Origin of the sequence: Aurantimonas sp. 22II-16-19i, assembly GCF_002088275.1 — a bacterium.
GTDB lineage: Bacteria > Pseudomonadota > Alphaproteobacteria > Rhizobiales > Rhizobiaceae > Jiella.
In genome coordinates this window covers 1-24,434 of sequence record NZ_AQQS01000023.1, presented here as the reverse complement: position 1 = coordinate 24,434, position 24,434 = coordinate 1, and the positions used below count along the sequence as shown (strand labels likewise).

Here is a 24,434-nt window from a genome sequence, read left to right as displayed (position 1 = left end):
GGGCACGATGAACGGCATCGACAAATTCAAACGCCGTAGAGCCAACGACCTGCGAGCCAACCAAACGGATTGGGAGCGTAGGCTCTGGCGGCATCTGGAGAAAATACCGGTCGATGGGACGCATTTCAGGCGTCAGGTTCCTCTCGGGTCATATATCGTCGATTTCGCCTCCCATCGTCTGAAACTGGTCATCGAGATCGACGGCGCACAGCACGGCCATCCTGCTCACGCGAGAGCGGATTTCGAAAGAGATCGCTGGCTCGAATCCCAGGGCTATCGCGTCCTGCGCTTCCGGAACGACGATGTTCGTTTTGAACTGAACGCCGTCCTGGACACGATATTTGCAGCGGTCGAGGAGCGACGAAGCATGGTTCGGCGAGGCTGACGCTCATCATCCAACCTAACCAAAGCTGCATGCTTGACACAACTCTTGGCCTGGCCGAAGAGCGGCGGCAAATAATGCGCGGCGGCTGACCCTCCGCCCCACCTCCCCCAGCGTGGGGAGGTCGCCGCGAAGCGGCGGGTGGGGGGTGGCGGCGGCGTCCCACCCCACCCCGGCGCTGACGCGCCGACCCTCCCCATCGAGGGGAGGGTGAGGACCGTCGAAACCATGCCCGACCTTCTGCTCGAACTCCGCTCCGAGGAAATCCCCGCCCGCATGCAGCGCAAGGCGGCGGGGGATCTGAAGAAGCTCGTCACCGACGCCCTCGTCGAGGCCGGCCTGACCTATGAGGGCGCGCGGGAATACTGGACGCCGCGCCGGCTGACCCTCGATGTCAGGGGCGTCGAGGCGCGCTCGAAGGACGTCGTCGAGGAGCGCAAGGGCCCGCGCACCGATGCGCCTGAAAAGGCCATCGAAGGCTTTTTGCGCGGCGCCGGGCTGGCCTCGATCGAGGAGGCCAGCGTCCAGTCCGACCCGAAGAAAGGCGACTTCTACGTCGCGATCATCAGGAAGCCGGGGCGGGCGGCCGAAGAAATCATCGCCGAGGCGATGCCGAAGATCCTCCGCGACTTTCCCTGGCCGAAATCGATGCGCTGGGGTCCCGCCTCGGCGGCGCCGGGCTCGCTTCGCTGGGTGCGCCCGCTGCAGTCGATCCTCTGCACCTTCGGGCCGGAGACCGAGGAGCCGATCGTCGTCGACTTCGAAGTCGGCGGCATCCGGGCGGGCAACATGACCGCCGGCCACCGCTTTCATGCGCCGGAGCCGTTCAAGGTGCGGCGCTTCGACGACTATGCGGCGGGGCTCGAAAGGGCCTTCGTCGTGCTCGACGCCGAGCGCCGCAAGGACATCATCCGCCACGACGCCGAAAACCTCGCCTTCGCCAAGGGGCTCGAAGTGGTGCCGGACGAGGGGCTGCTCGAGGAGGTCTGCGGCCTCGTCGAATGGCCGGTGACGCTGATGGGCGCCTTCGAGGCGGAGTTCCTGCAAATTCCGCCGGAGGTCATCCAGCTCACCATCAAGGCGAACCAGAAGTGCTTCGTCACCCGGCCGCAAGGCGGTGGCCAGACCTCCACCCTCTCCAACGACTTCCTGCTGGTCTCCAACATCGCCGCCAGCGACGGCGGGACGGACATCGCCCGCGGCAACGGCAAGGTGGTCCGCGCCCGGCTGTCCGATGCTTTGTATTTCTGGGAGACCGATCAGGCCGACCTGCCGGACGTCGAAAGCCTGAAGTCCTCGGCGGACAAGCTCGGCCTCATCCTTGCAAAGCCGCTCGACCAGCGGATGGCGAAACTCGACACGCTGGGCGTGACGTTCCACGCCAAGCTCGGCACGCAAGGCGAGCGGGTGCAGCGGATCGCCGCGCTGGCCGAGACGATAGCGGCGACGGTCTATCCGGACGGGGCGGAGCTTGCCGGCGAAAAGGTCTCGGCCGATGAGCTGACGCGTCACGTGAAACGCGCGGCGGTGCTCGCCAAGGCCGACCTCACCACCGAGGCGGTCGGCGAGTTTCCGGAGCTGCAGGGCCTGATGGGGCGCTACTACGCCGCGCTGCAGGGCGAGCACCCGTCGGTCCAGGCGGCGATCGAGGACCACTACAAGCCGCTCGGCCCTGGCGACCAGGTCCCGGCCGACCCGGTGGCGATCTGCGTCTCGCTCGCCGACAAGCTCGACATGCTGGTCGGCTTCTGGGCGATCGACGAGAAGCCGACGGGGTCGAAGGATCCGTATGCGCTGCGGCGGGCGGCGCTGGGGGTGATCCGGGTGGTGCTGGAGAACGGGCTGACGCTCCGCCTCGGCGGCTTCACACCGGCGGGCGACCTCCTCGCCTTCTTCCACGACCGGCTGAAGGTCCAGCTGCGCGATTCCGGCGCCCGCCACGATCTCGTCGACGCGGTTCTTTCGGGAGGCGCCGAGGCCGACGCTTCGACCTCCCCCCTTGTTGGGGAGATGGGCAGCAGCCCGGAGGGCGGCGCGGCGGGCGCGACCTCTGCGATGTCGACGCACAACGACGACCTCCTCGACGTCACCCGCCGCGTCGAGGCGCTGGGCTCCTTCCTCGCCACCGAGGACGGCCTCAATCTCCTCGCCGGCTATCGCCGCGCCGCGAACATCCTCGCCGCCGAGGAGAAGAAGGGCACGGCAATCGCCGCCTCCGTCGATCCCGCATTGCTGACGCAGGCCGAGGAGACGGCCCTCTTTTCCGCCATCGGGACCGCCGAGGCTGCTCTCTCCGCGGCCCTGCAGACTGCCGACTATGAACGGGCGATGGCGGGCCTCGCCCTGCTGCGCGCGCCGGTCGACGCGTTCTTCGATGCGGTGCTGGTGAACGCCGAGGACGATGCGGTGCGGGCCAACCGCCTGGCCCTGCTCGCCCGCATCCGCGCCGCCTGCGCCAGGGTGGCGGACTTTTCCCGCATCGCAGGGTGATCCGGGCGGACGCATCCGCGTCCCTGCCCCTCGGCATGCGAGCGACCGCCACGCCGGCGGCCATCGCCCGGGAAGCGGCCGCCTCGACGGTCGCTTCCGCAACGAAGCTGAACCGAGGCTTAATCCCGAACGGCACGGCTGTGCGCGGCGACTAGGGGCGATCGCGCCGAGCCGACGCGGCGGGATCATGCGTGGAGGCGCTGCGGGGACGTTAACCCTCTGCAAGAACTAACGTGTCAAGATTGCATCAAATTCGCCATACTCTGCATTGATGATGCGGGACCGGTGCAACAGCGCTCACGAAACGGTAGCCTGTAACAATTCGTGAAGCGCCTCGCCCGGAACCTGCCTAATTCTCAGGGGAAAGAGGCAGTCACGGTCAGGAGTGGAGGCGCAAGCCTCGGGGATACGCTCCTGACATCGTAACATTCGCCGAGCGACTTCGAGGGGGCTTCGAAGACATGACGAACCAAAGCGCTGCATTCGCAGCCGCGATGAGTCTCGCGCTGTTCCTGGCATACGGTCTCGTATTTGCGAGCGCGACGCCGGCCACTGCCGCCTGGGACGAGCCATGGAAGGCTTCCGACAAGGCGCTGGTCATCGACGCCTACGAGTTCAATCCGATCGACTGGCAGGAACTCACCTCGGACGAGCGCATCGCAGGGTTCATCAACAAGGCGTCCGACGGTCTGCCGCCGGAGTGGAACTGCAGCAAGCTGAAGGACGACGACTACAAGCTCTGCCAGAACCGCTGGTGGAAGTACTCGGTCACCAAGGAACTCTACCAGACCCGCCGGCAGATGGCGAAGATGAAGGGGCTGCTCTGGGGCGCCTACCATCTCGGCCGCCCCGGCAATCCGCGGGCCCAGGCGGATCACTTCGTCGATTTCGCCGAGCCGGCCGAGGACGATCTCCTCGCCATCGACATCGAGGACAATTCCGACGAGTGGATGAGCCTGTCCGACGCCGAGATCTTCGCCGACCAGATCAAGATCCGCACCGGCCGCTATCCCGTCCTCTACACCAACGGCTCGACCGCCCAATACATCTCCGACAACCGGGCGGACTACCCGCTCCTGTCCCGCCTGCCGCTCTGGTATGCCCGCTATCGCGGCGACATCACCGGCAAGTTTCCCGAGGAGACCTGGCCGTCCTACGCGCTGTGGCAGTTCTCCTCCATGCACAACTGCAACAAGTCGTCCTGCCCGTACCGGGTGAAGGGCGCCCAGATGGACATCGACGTCAACGTCTCGACACTCGACACCGCGGGCCTGAAGAAAGCCTGGCCCTTCGACGAGCTGATCGAGACGCCGGGCACCGGCGAGGCCGACGCGCTGATCGCCTCGGTGTCGCAGGAGACCCGCAAGGCCGTTGCCGCGGCCAACGAGATCGGCAAGCAGGCGACGCCGTCGGATCCCGGTGACACGCTCCTCGCCGCCTATGGCCCGGCCGAACACCGCGCCACGATCGACCCGCTGCAGATGCTGACCAACCTCGCCAAGGGCCATGCTGCTGGCGGCAAGGACGGCGACGGTAGCCTCGCCGGGATGCCCAACGGAGCCGCGTCTGCGACGGCATCGGTTCAGGCATCGACACCGGCGCAGGAAGCTGCCGCCGCGATCGCGCCGCACCTGAAGTCGTTCCGGGAGACCATCTCCAGGGCTGCCCGCAGCCTCGACCGGATGCTCGCCTCCCCGGCCGAGGCCGCGGTCCGGCACCAGGCCGACACGCCGGCAGAGACCCTGCGCAAGGACGAGCGCGCCGGCCTCGAGAGTTCCCGAGTGCTGGAGGTGATCGCCACCGCCGAGGCCGAGCGCCGGGCCAACGCCCTGCCGATGCCGGCCCGGGTGCTGTCGCAGCTCGGCGCCGATCGGTCCGATCGCGGCAGCCGCGTGCGGCGTGTGTCGCATGACCATCTCGCCGCGCTCGGCATCGCCGACCGCCGCATCTTCGGCGCCTTCGAAGCGACCCGCTGAAGCCGGGTTTTCCAACGCCCTCATCCCGCACCGCATTGCCGGCGCGTATGGCCGGGTCGGCCGTTTTGAACGGCCGCGCAAAAGGCCGCACGAAGATCGGGGCTTTCCTTCGGGCGCCGGGTCTGCGATCCAACGCCTCATGCAGACCGAGATCCTCGCCCTTTCCGATCCCGAAGCCGAGCCCCGCGCCGAAGCTCTCCTGCGCGCCGGCGGCCTCGTCGCCCTGCCGACGGAGACCGTCTATGGCTTGGCCGGCGACAGCGCTTCGGGCACGGCCGTCGCGGCGATCTTCGCCGCCAAGGGTCGGCCACGCTTCAACCCGCTGATCTGTCACGTCGATTCAATCGAGATGGCGCGGCGCACCGGCATCTTCGACGACATCGCGGCGGCTCTTGCAGCGAGGTTCTGGCCCGGGCCTCTCACCCTCGTCGTGCCACTGGCGCCGGACGCGCCGGTCCATCCGCTGGCGACGGCCGGCCTTGCCACCGTCGCGATCCGCCTGCCCCGCGGCGTCGCCGCACGGCTCGCCGGCCGGCTCGGCCGGCCGATCGTCGCCCCCAGCGCCAATCCCTCCGGCCGCGTCACCGGCACCAGCGCCGAGGCGGTCATGCGCGGGCTTTCCGGCCGGATCCCGCTGATCCTCGACGCCGGCCCCTCTCCCGTCGGCGTCGAATCGACCATCGTCCGGCCGGAGGGCGACCGGCTCGTCCTGCTGCGCGCCGGCGCGATCTCGCGAGAAGACCTGACGGAGGCGTCTGGCCTCCCGGTCGAAGATCCCGAGGCCGGCGCGTCGATCAGCGCGCCGGGCGGTCTTGCCTCCCACTACGCGCCGCGCGGGCGGGTGCGGCTCGATGCCGAGGCGATCGAGCCCGGCGAATTCGTCATCGCCTTCGGCCCCGGCCGGCCGAGCGGCCTGGAGAACGCCATGGCGATCGTCAATCTCAGCCCGACCGGCAATCTCGCCGAGGCGGCGGCCAATCTGTTTGCCGCGCTGTCGGCCTTCGATTCCGCCGACGTCGCGAGGATCGCGGTCGCACCGATTCCCGAAACGGGCCTCGGCGAGGCGATCAACGACCGGCTCCGGCGCGCCGCCGCCCCGCGATAGGCCAGCCGGCGACGGCCGATGCCTTCGCCCGCCGAGGCGCCGGCGCTATCTTCGGCCCGACAAGAGACAGACGGACCATCTCCATGACCGCACAGATCGACCTGCCCCCGGATCCCGAGGATGCGCCGCTCGCAGACGACCTCAAGCGACGCTTCGCCGCCATCGTCGGCGATGCGAACGCCTTCACCGAGCCCTCCGACATGACCCCCTATCTCACCGAGACGCGGGGGTTGTTCGCCGGCACGGCGGCGATGGTGCTGCGACCGGGAAACGTCGGGGAAGTCGCCGCGATCGCCCGCCTCGCGAGCGAGACCCGGACGCCGCTGGTGCCCCAGGGCGGCAATACCGGCCATGTCGGCGGGCAGTCGCCCCGCTCGCCGGGCCAGATCCTCCTCTCACTGTCGCGGCTGGACACGATCCGCGAGATCGACCCCGTCGGCCGGACGATCACCGTCGATGCCGGGGTGGTGCTGCAGCGGGTGCAGGAGGCGGCGGAGGAAGCCGGGCTGTTGTTCCCCCTCTCCCTCGGCTCGGAAGGATCCTGCGAGATCGGCGGCAACCTTGCCTCGAATGCCGGCGGCACCGGCGTCCTCGCTTATGGCAATGCGCGCGACCTCTGCCTCGGCATCGAGGCGGTGCTGGCCTCGGGCGAGATCCTCCACGGCCTCCGGCGCCTCAAGAAGGACAATCGCGGCTACGACATCCGCAACCTTCTCGTCGGCTCCGAAGGCACGCTCGGCATCATCACCGGCGCCGTCTTGAAACTCGTGCCGCGCCCCGCCGGTCGCGAGGTCGCCTATGCGGGCGTCGCCTCGCCCGAGGATGCGCTCGAACTGCTGCGCATCGCCGAGCGCCACGGCGGAGCCGGGCTGACGGGCTTCGAATTCATGCCCCGCCTCGCCCTCGAATTCGTCCTGCGGCACATCGAGGGCGCCCGCGATCCGATGCAGGCGCCCCATGCCTGGTACGTGCTCGTCGAGATCTCCTCCAGCCGCTCGGCCGAGGATGCGCGCGAGACGATGGAGGCGCTCTTGTCGGAGGCGATGGAGGCCGGCGTCGTCGAGGACGCGGCGATCGCCAAGTCCCTCGGCGAGGCGAAAGCCTTCTGGCACATGCGCGAATCCATGAGCTGGGCGCAAAAGCCCGAGGGCGGTTCGATCAAGCACGACGTCGCCGTGCCCGTCGCCATGGTGCCGGCCTTCCTGCGCGCCGCCGACGCGGCGGTGCTGGACGCGATCCCCGGGGCGCGGATCTGCTCCTTCGGCCATCTCGGCGACGGCAACGTCCACTACAACATCTCGCAGCCGGTCGGCGCCGACACCGAGGCCTTCCTGTCGCGCTGGCGCGAGATCAATGGGCGCGTCCACGCCATCGTCGCCGGGATGGACGGCACCTTCTCGGCCGAGCACGGCATCGGCCTTCTGAAGCGCGACGAACTCGCCCGCACCAAGCCCCTCGCCGAGATGGATCTGATGCGCGCCATCAAACGCGTGTTCGATCCGAACAATATCTTAAACCCGGGCAAGCTTGTTCAGGTTTGATTCAAATTTCTGTTCTGATAACCCTCGATAAGGTCAGGAAGACTTAACTGACTTTCTTAGCGGGAGGGCAAGAGCCGCCATCTATTCTGAACCCATCGAAAGGCCGGGAGCACATCGGCCGACGACACAGGGTTCCCGGGCTGCACCAGCGGCTCTCAGGAGAGACAGAAGGCGTCCATCATGACCATCGCGCAGAACGCTCAGACCTCCGCCCGCCCGATCTGGGCCGGCGCTCCGGTGCGGCTCGATCCGCGCAATTGCGACCGGCACCAGAGCTTCGTCACCGTCGAGGACGGCGAAGAGGTGACCTATCGCGTCGATCGGCGCGGCGCCGTCATCCGCCGCAAGCTCCAGGCTTGCGGTCTGCCGATTTCCATCGCACTTCCCCCTCGCGCATTCCGCGGCGTCGCAGCCCGGGCGATGGAGACGGAGGCGGGCGAGGTGACCGTCACCCTGGAATTGCATCATCCGGACGGCAAGTGCTCGGTGCCGCTGCTCGTGGCGAGCGACCTGTTCGACGTGGCGGCCGACTGGCGCGGCTGGTCGGAGCTGTTCGGCCTGCCGATGCTGATGATCGAGGCGGATGGCAGCGTCGTCACCCTCGAAGAGACCGTCGGCCAGGTTCGCTCGGCACCGCCCGCCGCCCGCCGCGCCGCGCCGCACCGGCAGCGTCGCCCGCGCTTCCTCGCCCGCCGCAAGCCCGGCCTCGGCGTCAGGATGATCGTCGAGGGCGAAGAGATCATCGCCCGCCGCTGACCGTCTCCGGCGATGGGTCGCACAGACCTCGCTCGAACCAGATGACGCACGGACCGTTCGGAAGACTTGGATTTTCCGGATCGACGACATGCACCCGAAGATCCGGAGCCGTTCTTTCCGCAAGGAGAGGACGGCTTCTTTGCACCGACGACTGGTGCGAAGCTGTTGCCAATCTGGGGCAATTCGATTACCCTTGCGTGCGTACCCTATGGGAATTGGCTACTTAGAAGGGTAGGCGCGTGAAAAATCAAAGCGGTAGGTCTCATCTGCTCCGCAATATCGTCGGCAGCCTCTCGCAGGCCTGGCGGTCGCGTCGTCCGGATGATCGTTCCGAAGCTCTGGCGCGTCCGTCCGCGCCCATGCTGCGAGGCGCGGTGCTTCGGACATGCCTCATCGCCTTCGGCGGGGCCATCTTCGGCGCGCTTTCGGTGCTGGGAGCGGGCACCGCCGGGGCGGCGACCGAGGAACGACGCGTCGCCCTCGTCGTCGGCAACAGCGCCTACGTCAATACCGTCACCCTCGATAACCCGTCGCGGGACGCCCGCGCCATCGCCCTCAAGCTCCAGGGTCTCGGCTTCGAGGTGATCGAGGGCTACGACCTCGACAAGCCCGGGATGGATGCGACCATCCAGGAATTCGCCAAGGCGGTGCGCGGCGCCGACATCGGCATGTTCTTCTATGCCGGCCACGGCATGCAGGTGAACGGCAAGAACTATCTGGTGCCGATCGACGCCGCCTTCGAGGATCCCTCCGACCTCGACTTCAAGGCGGTTTCCCTCGACACGGTCACCAAGCAGCTGCGCTACGACGTCGCCGTGAGCCTGATGGTTCTCGACGCCTGCCGCGACAACCCCCTGTCGCGGTCCCTCGCCCGCTCGCTCAAGGGCCTCAGCCGCTCGGCCAACGTCGCCGACGGACTCGCCAAGATCGAGATCGACGGCGAGGGCGGAGAAGGCTCGGCGATCATCTACGCCACCAGCCCGGACGAGGTCGCCCTGGACGGCGAGGGCACACCCCACTCCCCCTTCACCCAGGCCTTTCTGGACAACATCGAGGCGCAGGACACCGACATCCAGGTGGTCATGTCACGGGTGACCGGTCAGGTCCTGCAGTCCACGAAGAACCAGCAGCGTCCCTGGATCAACGCCTCGCTGACCGGCGAGGTCTTTCTGAACCCGAAGGCGACCAGGGTTGCCTCGCTGGAGCCGACCGTGACGCTCGCGCCGGTGGCTGAACCCGCGGCAGCTGCTGTGGCGAAGGGCGCGGACGACGCCGACACGCTGCAGCGCGAGACCGCGCTCTACAACATGGCTCGCCAGTCCGGGCAGCGGGCCGACTACGAGGCCTATGTGGAGACCTTCCCGAACGGCCTCTACGTGGCGAATGCCCGCAAGCAGATCGAGCGGCTTCCCGCCGCCCCCGCCGACTCGAGTCTCGTCGCCAGCCTCGGCAATGCCGCACCCGCCCCGCAGCCGGCGACGGAGGACCTCCAGGCCGGCCTGCCGGCCGCTGGGCTGGCCGCCGGCGCCGCGGCGGCGGTCATCTCCGGGGAAGGCACCGAGGCCATTGTCGGCCTAGACCGCGCCCTTCGCAAGGAGGTGCAGCTCCGGCTCAACCTCGCCGGCTACAATTCCGGCACGCCGGACGGCGCCTTCGGACCCAACACCCGCAATGCCATCGTCGCCTGGCAGAGCGCCCGCGGCGTCCATGTCAGCGGCTATCTCAACCGGCCGCAATACGACCTCCTCGTCAGCCAGACCCAGGCGGCGCTCGCGGCCTACACGCCGCCGGCGCCTCCCAAGGCCCGCAACGTCGCCCCGCGGCGGGAGACCCGCAGCTACCAGCAGCAGCGGCGCCAGCAGGCCAATCCGCGGGTGGTGCGCCGGGTCTCGCCGCGCGGCCGAAGCAACGGCCCGAGCGCCGGGGAAGCGGCCTTCTTCGGCGGTCTCGTCGGCGGCATCATCGGCGGCGCCATCGGCCGTTAAGACAGAAACAGGACAATCGAGGCACCGGCCGCGGGCGGCTCAAGAACCGCCCGCCGGGCTCTTGCCGAGCCACAGGAACGGTCTCGTCAGCCTGATGACAGCCATCGACTCTCCGGCCGGCCTTGCCGGGTGGACATCGCTGTTCTGGACATCCGCGTTCCGTCATGCGGCGTTCTGCGGTCGGGACGAGGTCGGGCAGCGGCGCCCGCGGGTGGCAAGCGTCGCCATCGCCGATCGCGCGCTCCGCCAGCCCCCTCACTGCCAGACCCCTCACCGATCGACGATGACCCTGTCGGCCAGGCCTGCGGGCGCGAGTTCGCAGGTCGCATGCTTGCCGAAGATCCGATAGCGGTGTCTCGCGACCAGCCGATAGAGCGGGTCGCGCAGGGCGGCGGGCACCGCGAGGGCGATCCGCGTCCAGCCCCAGCCCGGCAGGCGGGAGACGACGGCGATCGCCGCGTCGGACCGGAAGAAGGCGAAACCATCCACCACGACGGCATTGGTGTCCGGGTCGGACGGATCGATCGCCAGCGCCCTCGCCATCGCCTCGCCATAGGGCGACTGGATCGGCGTGAACCGGAAGCGGCGGGCGGCGTCACGTTTGGCGACGAAGCGAACCCAGCCGGAGCAGAGAACGCAGACGCCGTCGTAGAGAATGACGCCGTCGTCCGGCCAGGGGGAAGCCTGCTTCATCGGTCCTCCAGGATCGCGAGAGACACAATCATCAGGACGATGGCAGGACCGGTCTTCACCAGCGCGCCCAGCGGCTCCAGCCACATGGCGGGCGTCAGCACCGCCGCCGTCGCCATGTAGAACAGCGAGACCGCGATGCCGGCTAGAAGCCCGATCCGGCACGTCCGGCGGCACGCGATCAGGCCGCCGACCGCGATGTCCATGAGGCTCGAGACGAGCGTGACGGCGCCGGCGAGCGACATGCCGAATCCGGCCTCGACGAGGATGTCCCGCGCCGCGCCGAAGGAGCGGAGGGCGATCAGGCCGGAGGCGATCCAGAAGATCGCCAGAACCGGGATCATCAGCCCTTTCAGGAGATAGAGCCGGGCGAACCATCGCTCCTGCACGTCGCCATCCAGCGATGCGACGACCTCGCGGGCAGGCCGCGGCAAGATTCCCGTCGCGGTGATCCACGGTTCCGGATCCGCCGCGATGCCGCGTCTCATCTCGGCAAGAGCGGTCGAGCGGATCGGCGGCCGCCAGCCGAGACGTCCGGCGAGGTCCCCTGCCCGGCATCCGGCGACGAGCAGGATGTTCGGCAGGCGCCAGCGTCGCGTTGGCCCGCCAAGCCGGCGGACGAAATGGCCGACCATCGCGCCGACATCGGTCTCGCTGCGCTCGACGATGTCCCAGCCTTCGCCGAAATCGCGGCTTCCGGCCTGCCACCGTCCGGCAAGGAACCCGATGGTGCGGGCGATGTCGAAGACGTCGCAGGCCCGGAATGGCCGCTCCGCCAGATCCCTGGGCAGGTCGAAGGGCGACATGGCGATGGCGCGCAACAGGGCACTGCCGCCGAAGGCCGCCGGTGCGACGACGAAGCCGGGGCGCAGGATGACATGGGGCAGGTCCGCCGCCGCAATCAGCCGTTCCGCCGACCGCTTGGTCCGGCTGAACTGCGTTTCATCGTGGTCGGCGATGCCCGGCATCGAGACCTGCACCAGGAGGCAAGGCTGCGAACACTGCCTCACCGCCGTGACGAGCCGCCCGGCAAAGCCCAGATGCACGTCCTGCGCGCCGCCGCCCGGCCCATCCTGCAGGACACCGATGGCATTGACGAGGATGGCCGCGCCGCTGTCTTCGATGAGATCGCGCAACTCCTCGGCCGGCAGATCGACCACCGCCCGCTCGAGGGCCATGCCCGCGAATCGCGCCTTTTGCGCCGGCCCGAACCGCCGCGCCACCGGCACCACCGGATAGCCTCTCTCCTGCAGCCATGCGGCGACGGCCTCGCCGATCAGGCCGGAGGCGCCGAGAACGAGGATGCGCGGCGGAGCAGGCTCGGCGGTTGCGGTCATAGCGCGGGCCTCGCGATCATCAGCCAGACGATGAGGAGCACCGAGCCGAAGCCCGGAAAGCCGAAGACGAACCACACCCGGAACAGCCGGTGATAGGCGGCGGGAAGCGCCTCGCCCCGCAGCGCCGCCGCGACCGCCAGATCGCGCATGCGCATCTGGATGACGACCACCGGGATCCAGAAGAGACCGGCAACGCCATAGAGAAGCAGCGCCGCGCCGAGCCATCCCGTCAGGAGATCCGCCCCGGTCTCGCGAGCGAGCCAATAGCCGGTGAGCGGCTGGGCGACCACCGCCGTCGCCGTGAACAGGAAGTCCGCCGTCACCACGATGCCCGCCGTGCGGGCGACGAAGGCCGCGTCGCGGGTGAGATGGGCCGCCAGCATGAAGAAGGCGATGCCCATCCCCGTCCCGAGGATCACCGTGGCGCCGAGGACATGCAGGTATTTCAGGACGAGATAGGTCACGGCTCGGCGAAACCATAGACCGGCATCGTGCCGTCCTTGTCCGCGGCATAGATCGGCGCCGCGATGGTGGCGATCTTCGTCGCGCCGAGACGCTCGATGTCCCTCGCGGAAAATCCGAGAAGCAGGGTGCCCTGCCTCTCGTCCTCGCCGTTCCAGGGCTGGTCGAGTTCGAACTGGTCGCCCGGCGCCTCGCCCTTCGGCAGGTGGGCGAGGACTTCGAGATCGGAACCCCGCAGCGCATAGGCGATCCCCGCCGTCAGCGCCCGGCTCTCGACCACGATGCGCCTTGCGCCGGTCCTCGCTGCCAGATCCTGAAGGCTCTCGGCGGTCTTCTGCCACCCGGCGAGCTGGCGCAGCTGCTTGCCGGCGCCGGGCGCCTCGCCGGGATTGTACAGCGCGGTGCCGAGGAGAATCACCAGCGAGGCGAGACCGCAGACGACGAGATTGGTCCAGAAGAAGAAGCGCCAGCGATGGCGGATGACGAGGGCCGTGGCGACGATGACGCCGGCGGGATAGGCGGTGGCGCCCCAGTTGACGTTGGCCTGGGCGAGGAAGCCCTGGATGGTGATGGCGAGGAGGATCGGCCAGGACAGGATCAGGAGGAGGACGTCGGTGCGCGGCGTCTCCGTCCGCGCCTTGAGGAACAAGGCGTTGAGCATCGCCCCGAAGATCACCGGACCGGCGATGCCGAACTGCGCGCCGAAGAACTCGAAGCCCTTCTTGGCGTTCAGCCGCGACAGGCTCCAGCCGATATTGTCGTTGGCGGTGTGCTCGAAGGTCGCAAAGCCGTTGAGGGCGTTCCAGACGAGGTTCGGCGCGATGAGGAGAAACATCACGCCAAGCGCGAGGAGGCTCTCGCGGCGAAACAGCCGGCTGCGAAGGTCCGGCATCATCGCCCCCGCCAAAGCGACGAGCACCGGCAGGTAGATCATCGCATATTTGGCGTTCAGCCCCAGCCCGGCCGCGACGCCGAAGAGGAGCGCCGGCTTCAGCCCCGGCCGTTCGAGCTGCAGGAGGATGGCGAGAAGCCCGATGCTCCAGAAGAACAGCAGGAACGGATCGGTGGTGACCAGGAAGGACGAGACCGCGATCCCCGGCATGATGACGAAGAACAGGCCGGTCCAGAAGCCGGTCCGGGCGCCGTAGAGCCTTGCAGCGACGAGCGCGAGGATGAAGGCGGTCGCCGAGTTCACCACGGGCACGATCGAGCGGACGCAGGCCGCCCCCGAGCCGCAGACCCTCGTCTCGAGGCCGATCACCCAGGCGATCAGCGGCGGCTTGGTGAAGTAGCCGAAATCGAAATGCTGCGACCACAGAACATACTGCGCCTCATCGAAGCCGAGCTCGCTCGGCGAGAGGAACAGCGCCAGGACCCGCAACGCCGCGACCGCGGCGAGGATGAGGGCCAGCGACGACAGCCCGAGCCAGCGGTCCTGTAGCCGATCGGTCACTCTGGCGCCCTTGCGGGCCTCGGTGGTCGGGAGCGTCATAATGGCTTGTGATCGGGGCGCTAAAGGCCGTCGGAACGGTCGACTTGCGGGGAGTATCGCATGGCTGAAGACCGTATGGGCGGCAGGGGTCGGCGCAAACTGACCCATGCCGCGATCCAGTGCAAGGACAGTTTTCCATGGATGCACGAGCCCCATCGCCGCGTCGGCCGGGCACCCGGCCGCACCGACCGACGAGCGGATGGACGCGTTTCCGGGCAAGTGAGCCGGCAGACGCCGAAGGTGGCCGCAACGCCGGCGCCGGAGGCTTCGCCGGCGGCCTCCGGCGCCGCCCGCTCGCCGCATTGACGATCGTCCTCGCCCTCGTCAGCCTGTTCTTTCTCAGCTTTCCCGGCATCGACACCGCCGTCAGCGCCCGCTTCTACGACGCCGGCCACGGCTTCTTCGGGATCGGCGATCCCGACCTCAACATGGTGCGCGAGTTCGGCAACGCGATGACGATCGCGATATTGTCGGCCAGCGTCCTCGCCCTCTTCGCCGGCCTCCTGGCGCGGCCGCCGCGCTGGCTGATGCGGCCAAGCGAAGGGCTGTTCATCATCTGCGTCTATGCGATCGGGCCCGGCCTCATCGTCAACGCCGTCCTCAAGAGCACCTCCGGCAGGGTCCGCCCCCGCGATCTCACCCAGTTCGGGGGCAGCCTGGATTTCACGCCGGTCTGGCAGTTCGGCGGCCAGTGCCTCGGCAACTGCTCCTTCTCGTCGGGCGAGGCCGCGGCGGCCGCTTCGGTGCTGGCGCTCGTCTTCGTGGCGCCGCGGGGCGACCGCCCCGCCCTCGCCCTCGGCCTCGGCGCGATCGCAGCGATGATCTCGGCCGCGCGAATCGCCGCCGGCGGCCATTTTCTCTCCGATGTCCTCATTTCGTGGATCATCGTCCTGGCGCTGATCGCGGCGTTCCGGCCGTTCTTCCTCGGCCCGCAGGGCCGGCTGATCGACGCGGCGCTTGCCCGTTTCGGGGCGCGGCTGCGCCGCCTGCTGCCGAAGGCCGCGGCAACGCTTCGGGCCGTCGAGGCCCAGCCGACGGACATTCGGCCGCAGAGCGACGTTGCGGCGCTCGCGACATTTCCCTATGACGGCCGACATTCGATGGACAACGCGACATCCCCACCCCCGATGAGGACGCGGCCACGGCGCTTCGCCATGGTCAGCGTCGTCGTGCCGGCAAAGAACGAGGCGGACAATCTCGGCGTGCTCGTGCCGGAGATCGCCGCGGCGCTGGCGGGAAGGGACCATGAGATCGTCGTCGTCGACGATGGATCGACCGACGGCACGGCGGCGATGATCGAGCGCCTGCGCGCCGACCGAATCGCGGTCCGCCACATCCGCCACGAGCGCTCCGCCGGCCAGAGCCGGGCCGTGCGCACCGGCGTCCTGCATGCGGCGGGCGACTGCATCGTCACCATCGACGGCGACGGCCAGAACGATCCGGCCTTCATTCCGGCGATGGTCGAGCAGCTGGAGGCGAGCGGCCCGGCCTGCGGCCTCGTCGCCGGCCAGCGCACCGGGCGCACCGACAGCCCCGCCAAGCGTCTCGCGTCGAGGGCGGCGAACCGGCTGCGCACCGCGATCCTGAAGGATTCCACCCGCGACACCGGCTGCGGCCTGAAGGCCCTGCCGACGGATCTGTTCCGCAGGCTGCCCTATTTCGATGGCTGGCACCGCTATCTGCCGGCGCTGGTTCTGCGGGAAGAATTGACGATCGGCCATCTCGACGTGAAAGACCGTCAGCGCCGGTTCGGCCAGTCGAACTACGGCATCTTCGACCGGGCAGCCCGGGGCGCCCTCGATCTGTTCGGCGTCTGGTGGATCCTGCGCCGCGGCCGCAGGACGCCGGGCCGCGTCGAGGACGTCACGGCCAGCAAGGAGTAGACAAACCGATGTGGGCCTACATCAACCATGTCTTCATCGAGCAGTTCGATCTGTGGATCGCCCTCGGCTTCGTCGCCCAGGCGATGTTCACCGCACGGTTCATGATCCAGTGGATCGCCTCGGAGCGGGCGCGCAAATCCGTCGTGCCGGTCGCCTTCTGGACGTTCTCGCTGCTCGGCGGATCGCTGCTCCTGATCTATGCGCTGCACCGGAAAGACCCGGTCTTCATCATCGGCCAGGCGGCGGGACTCGTCATCTATACGCGGAACCTGATGCTGATCTCCGGCGAGAAGAAACGCACCCTTGCCGAAACCGATGGCCTGAAGATACCGGGATCGTGAGCAATAAAGGCGTCGGCAGGCCGCTTTTTCCGCCGATCGCCCGACTGTCGCCGCTTTCGACCCCGAAGCGTTCTGGCGGGTTAAGGACGATGCGTCGAAGACGCTATAGTCTTGAGCCGAAAGACGATAAGTTTCGCGACAGAGTTCTTCGCGTCGAACCATGCAGGGGTCTGCGGGTTGCGCTTCCATCAGCGCCCGCCTGCGGCCGCACCCGACGCCGACGATGAAACCCCAAGAGGAGAGACGATTCCGACATGCTCCGACGCACGAAATTCACGAGCCTCGCCATTTCGGCCATTGCCGCTGTCATGCTCGGCGCCGCGGCGCTTCCGGCCGCTGCCGCCCAATGCGGCAACTCGGCGGCCGGCTTCGACCAGTGGAAGCAGCAGATGGCCCAGGAGGCAGCGGCCGCGGGCATCTCCCAGCGGACCATCCAGTCGGCCCTGATGCCGACCCGCTATTCCTCCAAGGTCGTCAGCCTCGATCGCAACCAGCATTCGATGAACCTGTCGCTCGACGCCTTCATGGCGCGGCGCGCGCCGGCCTCCTTCGTTGCCAAGGGCAAGCGGATCATCCAGCAGAACGCCCGTCTGCTCGATTCCATCGAGCAGCGCTACGGCGTGCAGAAGGAAGTGCTCGTCGCGATCTGGGGCATGGAGACCGGCTTCGGCGCCAATTCCGGCAACATGCCGGTGTTCAGTTCGCTGGCGACGCTCTCCTACGACTGCCGCCGTTCGGCCTTCTTCACCGAAGAGCTGCTCGCCGCCATGGCGATCGTCGACCGCGGCGACATGCAGCCGAACCAGATGCGTGGCGCCTGGGCCGGCGAGATCGGCCAGACCCAGTTCCTCGCCAAGAACTACCTGCGCTTTGCCGTCGACGGCGACGGCAACGGTCGCCGCGATCTGATCAATTCCAAGGCCGACGTGCTCGCCTCGACCGCGAACTTCCTGCGCCAGCACGGCTGGCGTCCGGGCGCCGGCTACCAGCAGGGCCAGCCGAACTTCGCCGTCCTGCGCGAATGGAACAGGGCCGGCGTCTACCAGAAAGCCCTGGCGCTCTTCGCCTCCAAGCTCGCCGGCTGACCGGCAGAGCACCGCTCCACCGACCGGAACGGCACCGGATCTTCGGCCCGGGCCCGGCGCGTCATGCGCCGGGCCCGGCTCGTTCAGGGCCAGGGCAGGCGGCCGATCGGCGACACCGCCGACTCGGCAATCCTCGCCTCAATCGCCATCGAGCTCCGGATAATGCCGGAAGATGCCGTCCTCGTTGAAGGCGAGGCGTCGGTCGCTCTCGAGATAAGCGCGGATGCGCGGGGCGGCGGCGACGCGCTCGCACAGCGCCGCGACCAGCGGAAAGTCCGGCATGAGGCCCGCCATCCGGCGCGGAAAGGCGTAGCCGAGCCCGGCGACGGTCTGGAACAGGCCGAGATCGGCATGGGTCATGCGGTCGCCCGCGAGATGGTCCGGCCCGGAAGGGTTCGCGGACAGCAGCCCCTCGTACCATCCGAGGAATTTCGGCATCCGCCTGTCCCGGAACTCCTGCGCACGGCGGGCGGCCTCCGGCCTCTGGTCGTCGTAATAGAGCGAGACGCCCACCGGATGATGGACGTCGTGCGCCTCGGCGACGAGATCGGCCGTTGTCAGGGCAATGGCGCGAGCGAACAGCCGTTCGGCCTCCGCCTCGGGCGCAAGGCCGTGCCGTTCGCCGAGATAGGACACGATCGCGGCGGTCTGCGACAGGACGAGGTCGCCCGCCACGAGGAAGGGCGGCGCAAGGGGAATGTGCGGCCCCTTCTCGCCTTGCAGGAAGGCCGACATTGCCTCCATGCCACCGCCTTGCGCGGCGGGAAGCCGCGCCATGTCGCGATACTCGATGCCGGCGGCTTCCAGCACCAGGCGGACATATTCGCCGCGCCCCGGCAGGCCCGGCCAGTAGTAGAGGTCGTAGGTCATCGTGCAACAGTCTCCTGGAAAGCGTGACACCGGTGGACTGCGTCGGGATTCGGTCGCAATTTCCGGCAATTCCTCGTTCGAACGCACCGGGTTCATGCGCCCGGCCGAAGCGCGCTGCAGCCGGGCCTGATCGTCGTTGCGCCAATCGTCCTCGCTTTGCGTGATCGCGTGGCGAAGAGGTCGGCACTCCTGGCGATCAGCCCGCGCGGCCAAGGCGCTCTGCGATGCTCGCGCGCCACGCCGGTTTCAATAGGGCGCCGATGCCGCCTTTGAAGGAGAGACGATGAAGACTGCGAGCCGCCTCCTTGCCGCCATCCTCGCTGCGGCGGTCTTCGGGAGCGCCACGGCCGCTTTGGCCGAAACGCCGGCGAAGCTGCTGTTCTCGGCGGAGAGGAGCCCCGCGCCAGGGGCGGCCCGAAGCATCGGCTTCTATTCCAATGGCTGCCTTGCCGGCGGCGCGGAACTGCCGCCGGACGGCCCTCACTGGCAGGCGATGCGCCTCTCGCGCAATCGCAACTACGGTCATCCGGACACCGTCGCCGTGATCGAGCGGATCGCCGGCGAGGCGGCGCGCACGGGCGTCTGGCCCGGCCTCCTCGTCGGCGACGTCTCGCAGCCGCGGGGCGGCCCGATGGCGTCGGGCCATGCCTCCCACCAGGTCGGGCTGGACTTCGACGTCTGGCTGCAGCCGATGCCCTCGCCGCGGCTGAGCGCCGAGCAGCGCGAGACCTATCCGTTCCGCTCGGTGCTGAGAGAGGGCACGTTCACCGTCGACGACCGCGTCTGGAACCCGCGCTACCGCGACCTCATCAAGATCGCCGCCTCCCAAGGCGAGGTGGAGCGGATCTTCGTCCATCCGGGCATCAAGCGGAAGCTCTGCGAGACGGCCGGACGCGACCGCGGCTGGCTGGCCAAGGTGCGCCCCTTTTACGGTCACCACGAGCATTTCCATGTCCGCCTGTCCTGCCGGCCGGGCTCGTCCGGCTGCAAGCCGCAGCCGGCGATCGGGGCCGGCGACGGCTGCAACGAACTCGACTGGTGGTTCAACGTCGCGCTCCAGCCCCCGAAGCCCGGCGCCAAGCCGGCCAAGCCGAAGCCGCCCTTGACGCTCGCCGGCATGCCGAAGGCCTGCCGTTCGGTGCTCGGGGCGGCGGATGCCGGCGGTTCTGCCGTTGCAGCGGGCGGGTCATCATCAGGAATGCAAGCGCCTTCCTATGCCAGCGCCTTTGCCCCGCCGGCGAGCGCCGTGCCCGTCCCGACACCGCGCCCCTTCCGCTAGAGCATGATCCCGAACAGTGGGAACCGGTTTTCGGGGAAGATCATGCGGCAAAGAGAGGATGAGGATAGAGCGGGATGTCGATCGACGCTGATCTCATCCCGCTCTAGCGGCGTCCCGGCCGGCCGCTCGGCCACGGCGCGCCGGGTGCGTCAGCTCCGGCATGCGGGGACGATGTTTCGGCATGCCTCGCCGGACGAGAGGAAGCGCCCCGAGCGAAGCCACGAAAACGCCGCTTCGGCTTTGCCTTCGGCGCGGCGATGTCCTATGTCGATCGGCATGCGAATCGATTGAAGCGGCGGGCACCATGGTATCGACACGCGACGTCAACGACGCGCTGAAATTTCCGATTCTCATCGGCGACATCGGCGGGACCAACGCCCGGTTCGCCCTCATCGTCGATGCCTATGCGGAACCCAAGATGTTCCCGGTCGTCCAGACGGCCGACTTCGGCAACATCGACGAGGCGATCCAGGTGAGCGTCCTCGACAAGACGTCGGTGCAGCCGAAGACGGCGGTGCTGGCCGTCGCCGGGCCGATCGACGGCGACGAGATCGACCTCACCAACTGCCCGTGGATCGTCCGGCCGAAGGCGATGATCGAGTCCCTCGGCATATCGGAGATCATCGTCCTCAACGACTTCGAGGCGCAGGCTTTGGCGATCTCCTCGCTGAAGGAGGAGGCGCGCACCCAGATCGGTGGCGGCGTCATCCGCGAGGGCGCAAGCCGCGCGGTGCTCGGACCCGGAACCGGGCTCGGCGTCGCCGGCCTCGTGCGCGCCCGCAACATGTGGATCCCGGTCGCCGGAGAAGGCGGCCATATCGACATGGGGCCGCGGACGGAGCGCGACCTCGAGATCTGGCCGCATCTCCAGACCATCGAGGGCCGCATCTCCGGCGAGCAGATCCTCTGCGGCCGCGGCCTCGTCAATCTCTATCAGGCGATCTGCGCGGTGAAGGGCGTCGAGCCTTCGCTCGACGCGCCACAGTCGATCACCGAGGCGGCGATCAACCGCATGGATGCCGAGGCCGGCGAGGCCGTCGATCTCTTCGCCACCTATCTCGGCCGGATCGCCGGCGACATCGCACTGGTCTTCATGGCCAGGGGCGGGGTCTATATCGGCGGCGGCATCTTCCAGCGGCTGATTCCGGTGATCAAGAAGGTCCATGTCCGCGCCGCCTTCGAGGACAAGGCGCCGCACAGCGATCTGATGCGGGAGATCCCGCTCTATGTGGTCACCGAGCCGCTGGCTGCGCTCGCCGGCCTTGCGACCTATGCGCGGACGCCGCGCTTCTTCGGGCTCGAGACCACCGGCCGTCGCTGGGTGGGCTGACTTTCGACGGACCGGTCGCAAGACGGACAGAAAGGAACGAGGCGCGGGCGACCGCGCCTTTTTTGCGTCCGGCGTAGCCCCCTCTGGATCCTGTCACCTCCTGAATCCGCGCCGGCGTCGTCAAGACCGCCCGGCCTGATGCAGCGCGCGGCACAAGCCGCTGTCAGTTGCGATCTCGCGGCCGATCCTGCGCCTGATCAGGGGAAGGTCTGTCTCACAGTTCCCGGAGTCCCATCGCCATGGCAGCCCCTTGCGCCGGCGATGTTCGGGACGAACGTGCCGATGAACAACGAAAAAGGGCCCGGCGCATGGCGCCGGGCCCTTCATCAGCTTGTCTCAGCCGTGGCTGCTTCGATCAGAAGGAGCGAACGAACTGGAGGAAACCAGCAACCTGGTCGAAGCTCGTGTCGGTGTCGGCAATGACGTCGTTGCCGTTGAAATCGAACTTCGCGTAGGAAACTTCGGCGAGCATGTCGAAGTTCTTGGTGATCTCGTAACCGACGTTGCCGACGAGCTTGTAGTAGTTGCCGTCGCCGATCTCGGGGTTACCACCGAGCGCCGCAGCGTTGTACTCGAAGGTCTCGCCGTACACACCCGATGCAGCGAAGCCGAGCTTGCCGAACGACTGGGCGTAGCCGGCACCGATCTGCCACTCGACAGGAACGGTGTCGAGAACCAGGCTGTTGGCAGTCGTGTTGGCGGTGAACAGGCCGATGGTCGAGTAGGAGCTCGGATCGAACGCGTAGCTACCTTCGATCTTCAGCTCGGAGTCGGTCGCGATGAGATCCTTCAGCGACAGGCCGGCCTTCAGAGCGAAAGCATCGCCCGAGTTGTCGACGTTGAGACCCGGAACGACGGCAAAGAACGGAGCCGGTGCGCCGTAGACGGTGCCATCGACGCCGAAGATGTCGTCGCTGTTGGTCTCTTCGTCGTAGGAAGCGGCGAGGTAGATCGAACCCCAGCCACCTTCATAGGCCAGGCGACCGACGACGTCCGGAGCGAAGTCGCCGGTGTTGTCGTCTTCGATCGACAGAGCGGCCGAGAAGCCGTCCGCGGCGTAGGTGTAGGAGATGCGGTTGACCTGGAAGTCGCCGACCGGAAGATCGGTGTCGGTGAGCAGGCCGTCGCCCTCGGTCCACAGCGTGTCGAGGTAACCCATGGTCAGGCCACCGAGCTGGATGTAGCCCATGTCCATGCCGTAGGAAGCGTCGGAGAAGCTGCCGTTGTTCTCGGCCTGGACGCGAGCGAAGGCGCGCAGGGTGCCGAGCTCGGTCTCTTCACGGGCGTCGAAGTTCAGACGAACGCGAACCCGCGAACGGACGCGATAGTCGTCATCTTCGGTGTTGATCAGGTAGTTGACGCCGAAGTCGTCTTCGAGGTTGCCGGCGGCGATGATCTTGTAGCGAACGTAGCCGCCGATCTTCAGGCAGGTCTCGGTGCCCGGGATGTAGTAGAAGCCGGTGCCGTAAACGTCGCAAACCTTGACGTATTCGGCGGGTTCCGGGGCGACCGGCACGATGACGTCCGCAGCGCGGGCGCCGGAGACTGCGACGAGAGCCGCAGCGGAGCCGAGAAGAAGGCTCTTAATGTTCATGTCCTGACCTCCAGTCAATTAATAGGTTAGGGTTGGGCCTTGTATGAAGGACAGCCTTCCCTGCCCCATCCCCTCTGCGAAAGTGCGAAGCGTCTGCCCCTGCGGTCTTTCTGAAAACGACAATATCCACCGAGGGATTTGATGCAATCGCATAACTGCCACACTCGCCCCTTGGGGACGCTTTGGACACACCCCTGTTGCGGGGATGCCACTTTTTCGTTCACCGCCCGGTAACCACACGCGGAAATCCGAGGTTTCCATGGGTTTCGGCAGGTTTTGGCGGGCCTGGGCATGCGGCTGGTGACGGTTCCCGTCCCGAGCGGCCGGAGCTGTGCCCCGTGCAGCTGTGGACAAGGCTGGGCCGAGGCTTGCTCGGGGCTTGCCATCGGCCTTCGAAGGGTTTGCGCTCCGGGTAGACGCGGGTGGGCGATCGGCGTCGTCTTTCGGGAATCAGGCGCGATTTCCGGCCTTTTCGCCCTTCTCGGCCCGCGAATCGCTTCGCGCCGCGCGCCCTCAGAGCCGGAACATCGGCGCGCCGAGATCGCGGAAATCGCGTTCGCGGCAGGTGAGGACGATCACCTGCAACTCGCGCGCCGCCTCCCGCAGCACCCGGTGCATGCGTTCGAGCCGGATCTCGTCGGTGTTGACCAGCGCGTCGTCGAGGATGACCGTCGCCGGATGGCCGCCCTGTTTCAGCACCTGGGCAAGCGCCAGCCGGGTGACCACCGCCACCTGCTCGCGGGCGCCGGCGGAAAGGCGCTCGAAGCGCTCCTCGACGCCTGCCCTCAGAATCCCCTTCAGTTCCAGCGTCTCCTCGTCGAGGTCGATGTCGCTTTCGGGGTGGATCAGCTTCAGGAACGGCGCGACCCGGGTCTTGATCGGCCCGAGCCAGTGCTCGCGCGCCGCCCGCTGGGCTTCGATGAGCGTCGTATAGAGAAGCCGCGAGGCTTCGGCCTCGATCGCCACCCGCGCCCGCCGGCGCTCGAGGTCGACGATCCGCTCCTCGAGCAGCCCCGCCGCCTCGCCGACACCGCTGCCGCCGGCGACGCGCACCTCGCCTTCGAGGCCGAGCGTCTCGTCGCGCAGGCGCTGCACCGTCTCGCCGATCTGCCGCAGCGCCTTCTCCGCATCCCTGCGGCGGGCTTCGGCCGCATCCGGCCCCTCCGCGCCGCGCTCGCTGTCCCGCAAGGCGAGCCGGCCGCGCTTGGCGTCGCAGTCGATGTCCGCCTCGGCGAGCCGGGCGACCAGAACTTCGCGCGGGATCGCGGCCTCGGCTGCCGCGATCTCCGCCGACAGGCGCTCGGCCTGGGATTTCAGATGGGTGAGATCGCTCTCGGCGGCGACCCGTCGCAGCGTCGCCGCCTCGCTGCCCCGCCGCGCCGCATCCAGCGCGCGATCGGCAGCCGAGGCATGGCGCCGCGCCGCCTCCAGCGCCACGACAAGCCGCTCGGCAACCGCTTCGCCTGCTGCGGCCGGTTCCTCGTTAGCTGCCGCATCGTCCCCGGCCGCGTCGTCCTGGGCGGAGGCGGCGAGCCGGCCGAGCGCCGCCTCCGCGGCGCGCAGCCGCGCCCTGGCCGCGTCGAGCCCGTCCGGCACCAGGGCATCGCGGCGGGCCGACAGCAGCTTCATTTCCGCTTCCAGTTCCTGGCGCTGCGCGAAGGCCTGGCGCGCCTCGGCCTCGCTCGCGGCCCCGGAGCCTCGCAGCAGCCTGGTCAGCGCCGCCTCCGCCTCGCGCAGCTCGGCCTCGAGATTGGCGGCGCCGCCGCCGGGCTCGATGGTCACGGCGCCGAACCCGTCCAGCTCGAAGCGGCTGCGCGACAGGATCCGGCGCGGCTC

18 protein-coding genes and 1 pseudogene are annotated in these 24,434 nt (G+C 68.2%); 12 read left to right on the top strand and 7 right to left on the bottom strand.

All coding sequences use genetic code 11. The features are described 5' to 3' along the window. Positions 1 to 7: 7 nt before the first annotated feature. The 7 genes from ATO4_RS17320 (at position 8) to ATO4_RS17290 (ending at position 10,235) form a co-directional block, all read left to right on the top strand. Positions 8 to 385: a DUF559 domain-containing protein gene (locus tag ATO4_RS17320; RefSeq protein ID WP_083592796.1), complete on the top strand. Its 378-nt coding sequence runs from the start codon at positions 8 to 10 to the stop codon at positions 383 to 385. A gap of 225 nt (positions 386 to 610) precedes the next feature. Next, positions 611 to 2,872 carry a glycine--tRNA ligase subunit beta gene (gene glyS / locus ATO4_RS17315; protein WP_083592795.1) on the top strand — a complete coding sequence of 754 codons (2,262 nt, stop codon included), beginning with the start codon at positions 611 to 613 and terminating at the stop codon, positions 2,870 to 2,872. 461 nt (positions 2,873 to 3,333) lie between these two features. Then, positions 3,334 to 4,848 (top strand): glycoside hydrolase family 25 protein, encoded by a 1,515-nt coding sequence (locus ATO4_RS28105; RefSeq protein ID WP_083592794.1) that lies wholly within the window; start codon positions 3,334 to 3,336, stop codon positions 4,846 to 4,848. Positions 4,849 to 4,987: 139 nt separating this feature from the next. Continuing rightward, positions 4,988 to 5,953: an L-threonylcarbamoyladenylate synthase gene (locus ATO4_RS17305; protein ID WP_083592793.1), complete on the top strand. Its 966-nt coding sequence runs from the start codon at positions 4,988 to 4,990 to the stop codon at positions 5,951 to 5,953. A gap of 83 nt (positions 5,954 to 6,036) precedes the next feature. Then, positions 6,037 to 7,494 carry an FAD-binding oxidoreductase gene (locus tag ATO4_RS17300; protein WP_083592792.1) on the top strand — a complete coding sequence of 486 codons (1,458 nt, stop codon included), beginning with the start codon at positions 6,037 to 6,039 and terminating at the stop codon, positions 7,492 to 7,494. A 180-nt stretch (positions 7,495 to 7,674) separates the two neighbouring features. After that, entirely contained in the window at positions 7,675 to 8,250 is a 576-nt protein-coding gene (locus ATO4_RS17295; RefSeq protein ID WP_083592791.1) for a DUF6101 family protein, read from the top strand. A gap of 374 nt (positions 8,251 to 8,624) precedes the next feature. Beyond that, on the top strand, positions 8,625 to 10,235 hold the full coding sequence (locus ATO4_RS17290; RefSeq protein ID WP_210191092.1) for a caspase family protein: 1,611 nt from the start codon (positions 8,625 to 8,627) through the stop codon (positions 10,233 to 10,235). Positions 10,236 to 10,505: 270 nt separating this feature from the next. Here ATO4_RS17290 and ATO4_RS17285 read toward each other — a convergent pair whose 3' ends face one another. The 4 genes from ATO4_RS17285 to ATO4_RS17270 are packed head-to-tail and all read right to left on the bottom strand — an operon-like array spanning position 10,506 to position 14,177. Next, the gene (locus ATO4_RS17285; RefSeq protein WP_083592789.1) at positions 10,506 to 10,928 is read right to left on the bottom strand and encodes a DCC1-like thiol-disulfide oxidoreductase family protein; all 423 of its coding nucleotides are present in this window, start codon (positions 10,926 to 10,928) and stop codon (positions 10,506 to 10,508) included. After that, entirely contained in the window at positions 10,925 to 12,262 is a 1,338-nt protein-coding gene (locus ATO4_RS17280) for an SDR family oxidoreductase (RefSeq protein WP_083592788.1), read from the bottom strand. Before ATO4_RS17280 ends, ATO4_RS17285 begins: the two co-directional genes overlap by 4 nt. Next, positions 12,259 to 12,726 carry a DUF2269 domain-containing protein gene (locus tag ATO4_RS17275; protein WP_083592787.1) on the bottom strand — a complete coding sequence of 156 codons (468 nt, stop codon included), beginning with the start codon at positions 12,724 to 12,726 and terminating at the stop codon, positions 12,259 to 12,261. The genes ATO4_RS17280 and ATO4_RS17275 overlap by 4 nt, the downstream gene beginning before the upstream one ends. Then, on the bottom strand, positions 12,723 to 14,177 hold the full coding sequence (locus ATO4_RS17270; RefSeq protein WP_176223043.1) for a glycosyltransferase family 39 protein: 1,455 nt from the start codon (positions 14,175 to 14,177) through the stop codon (positions 12,723 to 12,725). Before ATO4_RS17270 ends, ATO4_RS17275 begins: the two co-directional genes overlap by 4 nt. Before the next feature lie 341 nt (positions 14,178 to 14,518). Here ATO4_RS17270 and ATO4_RS28810 point away from each other — a divergent pair, with 341 nt between their 5' ends. The 3 genes from ATO4_RS28810 (at position 14,519) to ATO4_RS17255 (ending at position 17,525) form a co-directional block, all read left to right on the top strand. Beyond that, positions 14,519 to 16,099, top strand: coding sequence for a glycosyltransferase (locus ATO4_RS28810; RefSeq protein WP_176223042.1), 1,581 nt, complete (start codon positions 14,519 to 14,521; stop codon positions 16,097 to 16,099). Positions 16,100 to 16,107: 8 nt separating this feature from the next. Next, positions 16,108 to 16,440, top strand: a complete 333-nt coding sequence (locus ATO4_RS17260) for a lipid-A-disaccharide synthase N-terminal domain-containing protein (RefSeq protein ID WP_083592785.1) — start codon at positions 16,108 to 16,110, stop codon at positions 16,438 to 16,440. 254 nt (positions 16,441 to 16,694) lie between these two features. Continuing rightward, the gene (locus ATO4_RS17255; RefSeq protein ID WP_083592784.1) at positions 16,695 to 17,525 is read left to right on the top strand and encodes a lytic murein transglycosylase; all 831 of its coding nucleotides are present in this window, start codon (positions 16,695 to 16,697) and stop codon (positions 17,523 to 17,525) included. A gap of 138 nt (positions 17,526 to 17,663) precedes the next feature. On the opposite strand, the gene ATO4_RS17250 is transcribed toward ATO4_RS17255, so the two are convergent. Continuing rightward, positions 17,664 to 18,395: a glutathione S-transferase gene (locus ATO4_RS17250; protein WP_083592783.1), complete on the bottom strand. Its 732-nt coding sequence runs from the start codon at positions 18,393 to 18,395 to the stop codon at positions 17,664 to 17,666. A gap of 283 nt (positions 18,396 to 18,678) precedes the next feature. Between ATO4_RS17250 and mepA the strand changes: the two genes are divergently transcribed. Both mepA and ATO4_RS17240 read left to right on the top strand, forming a co-directional pair. After that, positions 18,679 to 19,674 carry a penicillin-insensitive murein endopeptidase gene (gene mepA / locus ATO4_RS17245; protein WP_083592782.1) on the top strand — a complete coding sequence of 332 codons (996 nt, stop codon included), beginning with the start codon at positions 18,679 to 18,681 and terminating at the stop codon, positions 19,672 to 19,674. A gap of 304 nt (positions 19,675 to 19,978) precedes the next feature. Then, positions 19,979 to 21,004, top strand: a complete 1,026-nt coding sequence (locus tag ATO4_RS17240) for a glucokinase (protein ID WP_083592781.1) — start codon at positions 19,979 to 19,981, stop codon at positions 21,002 to 21,004. A 355-nt stretch (positions 21,005 to 21,359) separates the two neighbouring features. Here ATO4_RS17240 and ATO4_RS17235 read toward each other — a convergent pair whose 3' ends face one another. Both ATO4_RS17235 and ATO4_RS27800 read right to left on the bottom strand, forming a co-directional pair. Beyond that, entirely contained in the window at positions 21,360 to 22,598 is a 1,239-nt protein-coding gene (locus tag ATO4_RS17235) for a porin (RefSeq protein ID WP_083592780.1), read from the bottom strand. A gap of 513 nt (positions 22,599 to 23,111) precedes the next feature. Then, positions 23,112 to 24,434 (bottom strand): annotated as a pseudogene (locus tag ATO4_RS27800) (hypothetical protein); the annotation flags it as partial.

Coding starts and splice junctions, on each gene's coding strand:
- ATO4_RS17235 (WP_083592780.1), bottom strand. CDS start 22,598: ATGAACATTAAGAGCCTTCTTCTCGGCTCCGCTGCGGCTCTCGTCGCA.
- ATO4_RS17295 (WP_083592791.1), top strand. CDS start 7,675: ATGACCATCGCGCAGAACGCTCAGACCTCCGCCCGCCCGATCTGGGCC.
- ATO4_RS17250 (WP_083592783.1), bottom strand. CDS start 18,395: ATGACCTACGACCTCTACTACTGGCCGGGCCTGCCGGGGCGCGGCGAA.
- ATO4_RS17305 (WP_083592793.1), top strand. CDS start 4,988: ATGCAGACCGAGATCCTCGCCCTTTCCGATCCCGAAGCCGAGCCCCGC.
- ATO4_RS28105 (WP_083592794.1), top strand. CDS start 3,334: ATGACGAACCAAAGCGCTGCATTCGCAGCCGCGATGAGTCTCGCGCTG.
- ATO4_RS17255 (WP_083592784.1), top strand. CDS start 16,695: ATGCTCCGACGCACGAAATTCACGAGCCTCGCCATTTCGGCCATTGCC.
- ATO4_RS17285 (WP_083592789.1), bottom strand. CDS start 10,928: ATGAAGCAGGCTTCCCCCTGGCCGGACGACGGCGTCATTCTCTACGAC.
- ATO4_RS17280 (WP_083592788.1), bottom strand. CDS start 12,262: ATGACCGCAACCGCCGAGCCTGCTCCGCCGCGCATCCTCGTTCTCGGC.
- ATO4_RS17240 (WP_083592781.1), top strand. CDS start 19,979: ATGGTATCGACACGCGACGTCAACGACGCGCTGAAATTTCCGATTCTC.
- ATO4_RS17300 (WP_083592792.1), top strand. CDS start 6,037: ATGACCGCACAGATCGACCTGCCCCCGGATCCCGAGGATGCGCCGCTC.
- ATO4_RS17320 (WP_083592796.1), top strand. CDS start 8: ATGAACGGCATCGACAAATTCAAACGCCGTAGAGCCAACGACCTGCGA.
- mepA (WP_083592782.1), top strand. CDS start 18,679: ATGAAGACTGCGAGCCGCCTCCTTGCCGCCATCCTCGCTGCGGCGGTC.
- ATO4_RS17260 (WP_083592785.1), top strand. CDS start 16,108: ATGTGGGCCTACATCAACCATGTCTTCATCGAGCAGTTCGATCTGTGG.
- glyS (WP_083592795.1), top strand. CDS start 611: ATGCCCGACCTTCTGCTCGAACTCCGCTCCGAGGAAATCCCCGCCCGC.